Source organism: Halobiforma nitratireducens JCM 10879 (genome assembly GCF_000337895.1).
Lineage (GTDB): Archaea > Halobacteriota > Halobacteria > Halobacteriales > Natrialbaceae > Natronobacterium > Natronobacterium nitratireducens.
The window spans coordinates 1-11509 of the sequence record NZ_AOMA01000155.1 but is presented as its reverse complement, the minus strand read 5'-3'; the positions used below and the strand labels follow the sequence as shown (position 1 = coordinate 11509).

Genomic DNA, 11509 nt, shown 5'->3' with positions numbered 1-11509 from the left:
GTTCGTCGCGCGCGGGCCCTTGGGGGCCTGCTCGATGTCGAACTCGAGTTCCTGACCTTCTTCGAGGTCCGGGCCGCCGATGTCTTCCATGTGGAAGAAGACGTCTTCGTCCGCGTCCTCAGTTTCGATGAATCCGTAGCCGCCAGTGTCGTTGAAGAAATCAACGGTTCCTTGCGCCATTGCTTCTAAAGAGAACCCCGCCGGACGTATAAACCCTGCGACTCGCACCCCCTGGTGGGCCCGATACCCGTCCGTTCGTCGGCGATCGGGATCGGGTGCGGTTGTCTGGCGGGTGTTCGCGGCTCTCTCCGCGTATAGCAGGTTCTGACAGCCGAAGTCCCTTATATTTCCCGCGGGAAACGCCACGTATGACCGAGTACGATCTCGATGCGACCGACCGGGAGATTCTGTACGCGCTCCAGGAGGAAGCCCGGAACCTCTCCTCGAGCGAGATCGCCGAGCGGACCGACGCGTCCTCGAGTACGGTCCGCAAGCGCATTCAGCGTCTCGAGTCTGCGGGGATCATCAAGGGCTACAGCGCCGACATCGATTACACGAAGTCCGGATATCCGATCCGGATGCTGCTTTTCTGTACTGCGCCGATCCCCGACCGTGGGGATTACATCGACGAGATACTCGATATTCCCGCGGTTATTTCGGTCCAGGAACTCGTTACCGGCGAGGAGAATCTACTCGTGACGGCCGTCGGAGAGACCGACCGGGACATCACGCCGGTCGCACAGGAGCTGTCGGATGTCGGGCTGACGATTACGGACGAGGTGCTGGTCCGCAGTCACGAGGCGACATCGTTCGACGAGTTTTCGGAGGGGTGAGTGTCCTGTTTCCGTTTCCGTTCCCGTTCCCGTTCCCGTTCCCGTTCCCGTTCACGTCCGACGTTCGAACCACCACCGTCCGCGATCGAAAATGACGACTGTACGCGTCCCTGATCGCGCAGATGACGGAGCGTTCGCCACGGCTACGATCGCGGACGGATCGTTCGAATTGAGGGGCTTTATTACGGCCTATCGCGTACTCCCAACACGTACGGCCGGTGTACCTGCCGGCGTTCGTCGGCCACGGCCGGTGTACCTGCCGGCGTTCGTCGGCCACGGCCGGTGTACCTGCCGGCGTTCGTCGGCCACGGCCGNGTACCTGCCGGCGTTCGTCGGCCACGGCCGGTGTACCTGCCGGCGTTCGTCGGCCACGGCCGGTGTACCTGCCGGCGTTCGTCGGCCACGGCCGGGAGATGCCAGCCGCTCCTCACCGGAACGTGACACTCGTACCTCGAGATGTCACGAACGATCAAATCGATCCTGGAAGGCAATTACTGCGAACGCTTTGTTCGAACCAGAGGTTATAATAACCACCTTGTCCAAAGATGGGGAAGACACGACCAGTTCGGTAAGTCTTGCGTGCGATCGTGACGTGGTGTTCGGGACGGCCGACCTGGTCGGAGGATACATCGAAGAATGCCCAAGGACACGCGACAACCCGATACTGGCTCACTCGCCGAAACGACGACGCGACCGAACCCCGCGATTCCGCGGGCGTCGACCTGGACGGTCTGGACGCTCTTCGTCTGCAGCGTCGCTGTCCTCGCGTTGACCGCCTTGCGGGGGCTCGAGTGGGGACTTCCTGGTCTGGCCGTCGTCGACGGGTTGACCGCGGTCATGTGGGTCGTGGTCACGTTTTTCAGTGGTATCGTCCACAGCTACTCGCGGCGATATATGGCCGGAGATAGCGGCGTCGTTCGGTTCTTCGTCCAGATTCTGGCATTTACGCTCGTCGTCATGGCGCTGACCGCAGCCGATCACATCGCGCTGTTCGCGACGATGTGGCTGGCGATGGGGCTGTTGATGGCGTCGCTGATCGGCCACGACCGCGACTGGGCACAGGCCCGCGCGGCCGGCGCGCTCGCGGCCAAGTACTTCCTTGCAAGCACTGCGTTGCTTTCGATTGGCCTTGCGGCTCTGGTCTCGGCGACCGGAACGATGTCGATATCGGGTGTTCTCGCCGCCGTCGACGGTGTCTCGACGACGGTCGCTGTCGCCGCAGTCGCAGCCATTCTCCTTGCGGCGATGGTCCAGTCGGCCCTGTTCCCGTTTCACGGCTGGCTGTTGTCGTCGATGACTGCGCCGACGCCGGCTTCCGCGCTGATGCATGCCGGGTTCGTCAACGCGGGCGGCATCCTGCTTACCAGGTTCGCTCCGGTCGTCGGGCAACACCTGTTTGTCATGTCAGTCGTCGTCCTCGTGGGCGCGTTCAGTGCCCTCCTGGGGCAGGCCACGCTGCTCGTCCAGCCCAACGTAAAACGTGAACTCGGTAGTTCGACGATCGCCCAGATGGGCTTTATGATCATGCAGTGCGGTCTGGGCTTCTTCGCGGCCGCGATCGCCCACCTCATCCTGCATGGCTGTTACAAGGCCTACCTCTTCCTCTCGGCAGGGGCCGCCGTCGAGCACACTGCCCCGAAAGACGCCGGCACCACCCATCTTGGCTTTTCCGGCGTCGTGGTCAGCCTCTTTACCGCCATCGGCGGGGGTGCGATCTTCATGCTTCTCACCGGGAAACTGTCGGGTCTGAGCGTGACACTCGACAGCGGCATCGTGTTGACCCTCGTCGTCGTGCTGACGACACTGACCGCCGCACGGGACATTCTCCACCGGACGACGCTCCCGTCGTCGGTCAGGCTCGTCAGTGTGCCGCTGGTCGTGCTCACCGCCATCACCGCCTACGCGGTGACGTTCAACGCCGTCTCGAGGATGCTCGCGGATGTCCCGATGACCTACGCCCCGACCGAGTTGACGGTCGCCCACTACCTCGTCGTCGCCGGTTTCGTCGGTGCGTATCTCGCGACGGAACTCGGCTGGCACCGCTCCAGCGACCGGCTCTACGTCGCCTTACTGAACGTCTCGCAGCCGGCCGCGTCGACTGTACTCACCAGCAAGGAGGACTACGATGACGCGTAAGCAACCCCGACCTCAGACGTTGACCGAGATCAAAGACCGTATCGACCGCGCCGCCGACCGTATCGGGTCGGTCTGGCCGCTCCACTCGTTTGTCACCGCCAACCCCCTCTCGGGGTTCGAGAACCGCCCGTTCCACGAGGCCGTCGCCGAGGGCCGGCGGCTGTTCGGCGGCCGCGGCTATCCGCGTCCCGAAATCTTCCGTCGAGCCTGGGAGGACGGTCGGATCGACCCGGCAATCCTGCGCGACGAACTCGCTGCCAACGGGATCGGTGACGATCCCGAGACGCTCCTCGAGGAGTTAGCCGAGCGCGAAACCGAGCGGGAAAGCGAGATCGATGACGCCACGGCAACGGTCGATCGCGTGCTCGCGAAGTGGCTCGCCGCGTTCCTCGACCAGGGTCACGCGAACTGGTCGATGCCGAACCGCGAGCAGGGGTTCTACACTGCCTGGCGTGACCTCGCACCTCACGACGGCGACGTGCCTGCTTGTGACGACTCCGACGACCTGCCCGAGACTGCGCTGGCGGCACTCGAGGACGCGCTCGGCGAGTACTCCGAGTCGCGTTGGGACGCCATCCTCGAGCACCAGCTGGCCGCACTGCCCGGCTGGACAGGATTCATCAAACAACGTGCCGACGACGACACCGACCCGTGGCAGTCGGAGTACCCGATCACGCTGGCCGAATACCTGGGTGTCCGACTGGTGCTCTGTGATCTGCTTGACGCGCCGGTCGCGCCGGAAGAAGAGAGCTCCGACACAGCGAGCGATGCTGGCAGCGACGCAGCTGGCGACGAGGACGTTCCCCTCGAGGAACTCTGGCTGTCGGCCTGGGAGCAAAGCTACCGTCGTCGCCTCCTCACGGGGGTCGACGAGACCGCTACCGAGTCCTCTCACGGCGACGGCCAGCGCCCGGACGCACAACTCGTGTTCTGTATCGACACGCGTTCGGAGATCATCCGCCGCCACATCGAGAACCAGGGTCACTACGAGACCCACGGGTACGCAGGCTTTTTCGGGATTCCTATGCAGTATCAGGGGTACGACTCGGACGTCGTCGCCGACGCCTGTCCGCCGATCGTCGAGCCACAACACCTGATCGCGGACGAACCCGAGACCGACCACGGCGAGACGGCGACCAGCCACGACCAGTGGCACGGGCTGGTGCACGCGACCCGGAAACACTTCAAGCGGCTCAAGACCAACGTCGTCGCCGCGTTCCCGTTCGTCGAAGGGGGCGGCGGTGCCTACGGCTCGGCGATGGCGGCGCGAACGCTCGCTCCGTCGGCCCTCTACAAACTCGGAACGGCCGTCGACGAGCGCGTCCCGAGCACCCACGAGTTCTGTTCCCCTACGCTCGAGTATCCCCGATTGAGCGACGACGAGAAGGTCGAGTACGCACAGACTGCCTTCGAACTCATGGGCTGGACGGAGTTTTCCCGGCTGGTCGTCTTCGCCGGCCACGCGAGTCACACGACGAACAACCCCTTCGACTCGAGTCTCGACTGTGGGGCCTGTGCCGGCAACCCCGGCGGCCCGAACGCCCGCGTGCTCGCGACGATCTGTAACGACGAGAGCGTCACGGCCGAACTCCGCCAGCGCGGGTTCTCGATCCCCGAGGACACGGTTTTCGTCGGGGCCGAACACAACACGACGACCGACGAGATCACCCTCTTCGACGGTGACGTTCCCGAGAGCCACCGCGAGGACCTCGAGGAACTACGCGAGGACCTCGAACGAGCCCGCGCCGGCGCGGCCGCCGAGCGCAGCGAGTCGCTGACCGGGACCGAGCCCGACGACCCCGTCCGCGAGACGGCCCGTCGCGCGGTCGACTGGGGTGAAACCCGCCCCGAGTGGGGGCTGGCCGGCAACGCCTCGTTCGTCATCGGCCCGCGGGAGTTGACCGACGACCAGGACCTCGATGGCCGTGCGTTCCTCCACTCCTACGACTGGACCACCGATCCCGACGGCGACGCCCTCGAGTTGATCATGGCGGGCCCGCTCGTCGTGACCCAGTGGATCAACAACCAGTACTACTTCGCGACCGTCGACAACGGCGTCTACGGCAGCGGGTCGAAGGTCACGCAGAACCCGGTCGGCAACGTCGGGGTCGTCCAGGGCAACGGCGGCGACCTGATGACCGGCCTCCCACTACAGTCCCTGAAGGCAGCCGACGACGAGCCGTTCCACCAGCCGTTGCGCCTGACGGCGGTGATCCACGCCCCCGTCGATCGCGTGACCGATATCCTCGGGACACACGAGAACGTCGAACGTCTCGTCGCGAACGGCTGGATCGGACAGCTCACCGTCGTCGATCCGACCCAGGACAACCAGGTCTTCCACTATCAGGGCGACCTCGAGTGGGAACCGCCGGCCGAGCAACCGATCACCCAGCAGGCCGCCCCCTCGAGTGTCAGTTCCGATTGAGCAGCTGCTGTCCCATCGAGAGCCGGTGTAAACCGGTCCGGGCCGTTTACTGTTCGTTTCGCTGTCGAGACGCCGGTTACACCTCTTCTCGCTCCTCTAACTGGTGGACCGTCACGGAGACGAAGTACACGAGCATAAACAGCAGGAACCCCACTACGAGCCCGCCGAGTTCCCGGGCACCGATACCGGCCGGCGCGAGTACGGCGAGTATTATCAGTGCCACGACGAAGACGGCGATCGTGAACGCGCCGACGGCGACATAGAACCCGACATCGGAGTCGAACCGCTCGCGCATGGCCGACGCTTTCGCCACGAGTGACAAAACGGTACCGACCTCGGCGGCCGTCGCCGGCCGATCGACTCCTCGAGGTGTCACGGGCTGGCTGCCGGATCAGTACAGTATACTCTGGGTCGCCGTCGCGAACTCGTCGGGGAGCAACTCGGCGATCGCGCCGGAGTCGGTTTCGCCGTTGACGTTGACCAGGTACGCTCGGCCAAACTCGTTGCCGTAGACGCCCTGGAAGTCGTAGACGAAGCCGTAAACGTCGACATCGTCCGGCACGTCCGCGGATTCGCGTAGGAACTCCGCCTGGTGGTCGACGTTGTACTCGACGAGCTGGTTGATCACCGTCGTCTCGTCAGTCTCGCGGTCGATCAGGTCGCTCTCTATGGCTTTCTCGACGACGGGGACAAGCATCTCGACCCACTTGTCGACGCCCTGAGGCCCCGGGAGTTCGCCGCCGGTCGCGGCCCGGTACGCGGCGGTGACCGCGCCACAACCGGTGTGGCCGACGACGGCGGCGACGTCGGTGTCGGTGTGGTGAATCGGGTAGAGCACGCCGCCGTCGACGATCCGCTCGCCGTCGTCGTCGTCCCAGACCTGGTTGCCGATGTTGCTCGGCGTGAAGACCACCCCCGGATGATCCACCCCCCACATGTGTTCCTGTGGGACTCGCGAGTCGGAACAACAGATCGCGACGGTGTCGGGATGTTGTCCCGTCTGGACCTCGCTGAAGTAATCCTCGGGAAGCGACTCGACGTGGCGCTGGTTGCCGGCGAGCAGCTCCTCGAGGAACGTGCGAGTTGCTCCCATACTCGAGCTCACACGAACAGGGTCAAAAAGCTTCGATCTCCGGACGAGCGGCGTGCCGCGAAGCAAATCTTCACCCGTCGGCGCGTTCACGAGTGGGTATGGCCGAAACACGCCAGTGGCAACTCGCCAGCCGTCCCGTCGGTGAACCGACCTACGACGACTTCGAACTCGTCGCCGTCGACCGTCCCGAACCCGGTCCGAACGAGGTCCTCGTGAAGACGCTCTACCAGTCGGTCGACCCCTACATGCGCGGTCGTATGCGCGATGCCGAATCCTACGCCGAGCCGTGGGACGTCGGCGACCCGATGCAGGCCAGCGTCGTCGGCGAAGTCCTCGAGTCCAACAGCGCCGAGTACCAGGAGGGCGATGTCGTCACCGGCGACCTCCTGTGGGCCGAACACGCCGTCGCCGACGCGGGCGACCTCCAGGAAGTGAACCCCGACCACGGCCCGATCTCGACGGCACTCGGGGTGCTGGGAATGCCCGGCGTGACGGCCTACTGGGGACTGAACGACGTCTGCGAGCCGAAACCCGGCGATACGGTCGTCGTCTCCGCCGCGGCGGGCGCGGTCGGCTCCGTCGTCGGGCAACTCGCCAACCTGTCGGGCGCGCGTGTCGTCGGCACCGCCGGCAGCGAGGCGAAGGTCGACTGGCTCACCGACGACCTCGGGTTCGACGCCGCGATCAACTACAAGGAAACGGACGACCTCTCCGCTGCGATCGACGAGGCCTGTCCCGACGGCGTCGACTGCTACTTCGACAACGTCGGCGGCCCGATTACCGACGCCGTCTGGCCGCGGCTGAACGTCGACGCCCGCGTCGCCGTCTGCGGCCAGATCGCACTCTACAACGCGACCGACGTTCCGACCGGGCCGCGAAAGCTCGCAAAACTCATCGAGTCCCGCGCGACGGTCGAGGGCTTCCTCGTCAGCGACTACCAGCAGCGGTGGGGTCAGGCACTCGAGCGCCTCTCGACGTTCGTTCGAAACGGCGACGTCCAGTACCGAGAAAACGTCGTCGAGGGCTTCGAGAACGCTCCCGACGCCTTCCTCGGCCTGTTCGAAGGTGAGAACATCGGAAAACAGCTCGTGAACGTGGCCGAGCGCGGAGAATAGGACGCGGTCGACTGCGGACTCGAACCGCGACAGACGCTCAGTCGGTCAGTCCGTAGCCGATCTTGAACAGGTAGACGTCGAGCGCGATGACGACGACGGTGAGGACGGTCAGCACCGTCAGTGACGCGTACGGTGCGTATTCGGCGTACGCCGCCGGCGCGACCGAGGTCATATCCGAGTAGCCCAGCAGGCCGTACCGGACGCTATCGACCATATACACCATCGGGTTCAGCAGCGAGACCTGTACCTGCCAGGCTTGCTCGAGCGTCTCCAGGGAGTAGAACACCGCCCCGAAGAAGACGAGCGGGCGCAGGATGAACTGGTTCATTACGGTCAGGTCGTCGAAGTCCCGTGCGACGAGGCCGCCGATGATTCCGAACCCGGCAAACAGCGCCGTGATGACGACCATCGTCACGACGAGAAACAGCCCGTGCTCGATGCTGATCGGGACGAACAGTCGGCCGACGATGGCGATGATCACGCCGACGATCAGCCCGCGGACGGCACTGGCCCCGACGTAAGCGACGACCATCTCGGCGTAGGACAGCGGCGAGGTCAGCGTCTCGTGGATGTACTCGTTCCACCGGCCGTGAAAGATCGAGAAGGAGGCGTTCTCGAAGGCGTTGGAGATCGCCCCGAGCACGACGAGGCCCGGCACGATAAACAGGATGTAATCGAACCCGGCGATCTGGTCGATTCGTCCGCCCAAGATGAGCCCGAACACCGCGAAGTAGAGCACGTTCGTGATCGCCGGCGGCATGAACGTGTTCTTCGGCCGCCGGATGAATCGCAGGACTTCTCGACGGAACAGCGCCCGGAAGCCGACCGAGAGCATCAGCATCAGGCGACCCCCTCCTGCTCGCGTTCTTGCTCGTCTCCAGAGCCGTCGTCGTCCGCACTCGCAGCCGACGACCGCGTCACCGTTCGGTCCTCGCTCCGCGTGAGGTCCACGAAAATCTCCTCGAGCGACGTCCGAGAAATCTCGAGATCGGCGATCTCGTAGCCCGCCTCCTCGAGATCGTGCAGCAGTTTCGGTGCGGTCGAGCCGCCGTCGTCGACCCGCACCTGGACCTCGCTGCGGTCGCCTGCGGCCGTCGTCGACACGTCGTGGGCGTACACGCCGACCTCGTTTTCGACGGTTCGGGTCGCGACCGACGGGGACTCGAGGCGAACCGAGATCGTGTCGGTACCGCGTTGCTTGAGTTCGTCGGGCGTCGCAACGGTGACCTTCCGGCCCTCGTTCATGATCGCGACCCGATCACAGAGCCGTTCGGCCTCCTCGATGTAGTGTGTGGTCAGCAGGATCGTCGTTCCCTCCTCGTTGAGCTCCGTCACGAGTTCCCAGAGGTCGTGCCGGAGCTGGACGTCGACCCCGGCGGTCGGCTCGTCGAGGATCAGGAGGTCGGGGTCGGTTACGAGCGCCCGCGCGAGCAGCAGCCGTCGTTTCATCCCGCCGGAGAGCCAGTCGAACCGCTCGTCGCGCTTGTCGTAGATGCCCACCCGTTTGAGCACCTCGTCGGCACGGTCGGCGGCCTCGTCTTTGGGAATGCCGTGGTAGCCGGCCTTGTGGATCAGTACTTCCTTGATCGGGAAGAACCGATCGACGTTGAACTCCTGTGGAGCCAGGCCGATCGCGTCGCGGGCCTGTCGGTAGTCGTCCTCGACGTCCTGGCCGAAAACGCGGGCCTCACCGCCGGTCTTGCGGACGAGACCGACCAGCGTGTTGATGAACGTCGTCTTGCCCGCGCCGTTGGGCCCGAGCAGACCGAAGAACTCGCCCTCTTCGACGGTCAGTGACAGCTCCTGGAGAGCGCGCAGGTCCCCGTACTCCTTCACGAGATCGACGGTCTCGATGGCCGGTGGCATCGGTATCGGCGAATCGTCGGCCCCGACCGCGGTTAAGAATGTTGGTCTGGCCCCTCGAGCGGGCCGAAAATGGGGTTTGGGTACCGGCGAGTCTCTCTGTTTTCGCCTCCCCCCTTCGTCTCTTACTGCTGTTGTAACTCGTTTGCAGACTGTGGCCGCTCGCTCGAGCGGACCGGTCCGCCGCTTTGCTGGACGATATCGAACGCCGTCATCAGATCCGTCCGGGAGATCAACCCAACGAGGTCGTCGTCGTCGACGACGAGTAGCCGTCCGATCCCGTTTCGTTGCATCCGCTCGATCGCCGTCATCGCGTCGGTGTCGGGGTCGATCGTCTCGAGGTCGGTCGTCATCACGTCTTCGACCTCGTAGGCGTCTCGCTCGACCGGGTCGATCTCGCGGGCATCGTCGAGCGTGACCAGTCCGATCAGTCGGTCGTCTCCCCAGTTGTCCCGTTCGACGACCGGATACCCCGTGTGTCGTTCGCGGAACATCCGTTGGACGAGTTCCGAGATCGTCGTCTCGGGGCCGACCGTGTGGAGCTCCTCCGCACGCGTCATGATGTCGGCGACTGTCACGTCCTGGAACGCGGCTTTCATCGTCACCTGCTGGGCCTCGCTCGAGGCGGCGATGTAGATGAAGAAGGCGACGGCGATGAGGATGATGCTGAACGCGAACAGCCCGAACAGGCCCATGATGAACGCGAACATCTTGCCGATGCTTGCGGCCTGCTGGGTGGCCTTCGCGTACGGCTGGTTCCGTGCCAGCAGCGCGCGGAGGACTCTGCCGCCGTCCATCGGAAACGCGGGTACCATGTTGAAAATCGCGAGCGCGACGTTCAACACCGCGAGATAGCCGAGGACGAACCGCGTCGCATCGAACGCCTCCGGCGTGAACACGAACGCGACGTAGGAAACGACGCCGACCAGCACGGAGACGATCGGCCCAGCGATGGCGATGTTGAGTTCCTGTCTCCAGTCTTCGGGCATCTCCGAGAGCGCGGCGACCCCGCCGAGCAGCCAGAGCGTAATCGAGTCGATCGGGAACCCGTACCGCTGTGCGGTCAGGGAGTGACCCAGTTCGTGCAAGAGGACGCCGGCGAACAGTCCGATCGCCGCCGCCAGCCCGACGACGTAGGGCATCCACCACTCGAAGGTGAGCGCGTCGACATCGATGCCGGCCTCCATCGCCAGGTTGAGCGCCTCGATGACGGTTTCGATCTCGAATCCGATCAGGTAGGCGAACACCGGCAGTATCAACAGAAACGTGAGATCGAGCTTGATCGGAATCCCGAAGAGAGATCCGATCCGGAAACTCTTCAGCATGTCTCACGGTAGCCGCGGTAGCCCCTTAAAAACGCCGCCGTTCGGTTGTCCTCGTCCTCGAGCCGGGACCGGGTACCGATCAGTTCACGCAAATCAGTATAATGGTCCTTATATCGATCGGACAATATCGATTCCATGCAGCATAGTCTTATATACGAGTTCGTAGTTCGAAGAGACAGGATGAACCAGAAACAACTCGCGTCCGATTCACCGTCGACGACCCAGCAGCTGCCGACCGAACTCGAGTCCGCACAGGCGAAACTCGTCTACCTCTACCTCGAGGCGACGGGTGGTGCGACGGCGACGGACCTCACGAGCGCGCTGTCGATGAAGAAGATCGCGATCCTGAGCGTTCTCGACTCCCTCTCGAGCGAGGGGCTCGTCGAGAAGCGCGGCACCGAGTACGCGCCGCGTCGCTAATCGTCGTCGCCCCGCTTATACGAAATCAAGGAGAATACCTGCGGCTTGAGCCCCAGGATGAATCCGACAATTCGGAACCAATCCACGTTCGACGCCTCAGTTCGGCTTTTCAATGCGTATTTTAAAGCCCTAAGAACCACCATACACCGGTACGGTCTGGTCGGAACGGAGCGGGTTCCGAACGACCCTGTGCCCGTTGGCCTGAGCAAGCCCGACGATAACTCCGAGTCCAGCGACGTGTTCCCGGCTCCCGACTGGCAAAAACAACAGATGGGAGTCGCTGACGCTGAGGATAGGAG

The 11509-nt window shown here is 64.1% G+C and carries 12 protein-coding genes; 6 read left to right on the top strand and 6 right to left on the bottom strand.

Annotated features, from left to right (window positions below; translation table 11 throughout):
- A partial coding sequence (locus C446_RS14885; protein WP_006673946.1) for a cold-shock protein occupies positions 1-180 on the bottom strand: 180 nt, incomplete at its 3' end.
- Positions 181-368: 188 nt separating this feature from the next.
- On the opposite strand from C446_RS14885, the gene C446_RS14880 reads away from it, so the two are divergent.
- The 3 genes from C446_RS14880 (at position 369) to C446_RS14870 (ending at position 5394) form a co-directional block, all read left to right on the top strand.
- On the top strand, positions 369-833 hold the full coding sequence (locus tag C446_RS14880) for an Lrp/AsnC family transcriptional regulator (RefSeq protein WP_006673945.1): 465 nt from the start codon (positions 369-371) through the stop codon (positions 831-833).
- Positions 834-1469: 636 nt separating this feature from the next.
- Positions 1470-2969 carry a proton-conducting transporter transmembrane domain-containing protein gene (locus C446_RS14875; RefSeq protein WP_006673944.1) on the top strand — a complete coding sequence of 500 codons (1500 nt, stop codon included), beginning with the start codon at positions 1470-1472 and terminating at the stop codon, positions 2967-2969.
- The gene (locus C446_RS14870; protein ID WP_049920264.1) at positions 2959-5394 is read left to right on the top strand and encodes a DUF2309 domain-containing protein; all 2436 of its coding nucleotides are present in this window, start codon (positions 2959-2961) and stop codon (positions 5392-5394) included. Before C446_RS14875 ends, C446_RS14870 begins: the two co-directional genes overlap by 11 nt.
- Positions 5395-5470: 76 nt before the next feature.
- Here the strand turns inward: C446_RS14870 and C446_RS14865 are convergent, their stop codons facing one another.
- Together C446_RS14865 and C446_RS14860 are read right to left on the bottom strand one after the other, a co-directional pair.
- Positions 5471-5689, bottom strand: a complete 219-nt coding sequence (locus C446_RS14865) for a hypothetical protein (RefSeq protein WP_049920266.1) — start codon at positions 5687-5689, stop codon at positions 5471-5473.
- Between the two features lie 96 nt (positions 5690-5785).
- Positions 5786-6487 carry a carbonic anhydrase gene (locus C446_RS14860; protein ID WP_006673941.1) on the bottom strand — a complete coding sequence of 234 codons (702 nt, stop codon included), beginning with the start codon at positions 6485-6487 and terminating at the stop codon, positions 5786-5788.
- Positions 6488-6585: 98 nt separating this feature from the next.
- Between C446_RS14860 and C446_RS14855 the strand changes: the two genes are divergently transcribed.
- Entirely contained in the window at positions 6586-7602 is a 1017-nt protein-coding gene (locus C446_RS14855) for an NADP-dependent oxidoreductase (protein WP_006673940.1), read from the top strand.
- Between the two features lie 37 nt (positions 7603-7639).
- Here the strand turns inward: C446_RS14855 and C446_RS14850 are convergent, their stop codons facing one another.
- From C446_RS14850 to C446_RS14840, 3 genes are all read right to left on the bottom strand, one after another.
- On the bottom strand, positions 7640-8437 hold the full coding sequence (locus C446_RS14850; RefSeq protein WP_049920265.1) for an ABC transporter permease: 798 nt from the start codon (positions 8435-8437) through the stop codon (positions 7640-7642).
- 5 nt (positions 8438-8442) lie between these two features.
- Positions 8443-9468, bottom strand: a complete 1026-nt coding sequence (locus tag C446_RS14845) for an ABC transporter ATP-binding protein (protein WP_006673938.1) — start codon at positions 9466-9468, stop codon at positions 8443-8445.
- Positions 9469-9590: 122 nt separating this feature from the next.
- Positions 9591-10790: a CBS domain-containing protein gene (locus C446_RS14840; RefSeq protein WP_006673937.1), complete on the bottom strand. Its 1200-nt coding sequence runs from the start codon at positions 10788-10790 to the stop codon at positions 9591-9593.
- A 180-nt stretch (positions 10791-10970) separates the two neighbouring features.
- On the opposite strand from C446_RS14840, the gene C446_RS14835 reads away from it, so the two are divergent.
- On the top strand, positions 10971-11210 hold the full coding sequence (locus tag C446_RS14835; protein WP_006673936.1) for a helix-turn-helix domain-containing protein: 240 nt from the start codon (positions 10971-10973) through the stop codon (positions 11208-11210).
- Positions 11211-11267: 57 nt separating this feature from the next.
- Positions 11268-11509 (top strand): hypothetical protein (locus C446_RS19665; protein ID WP_204365918.1); only part of this gene is annotated, 242 nt, incomplete at its 3' end.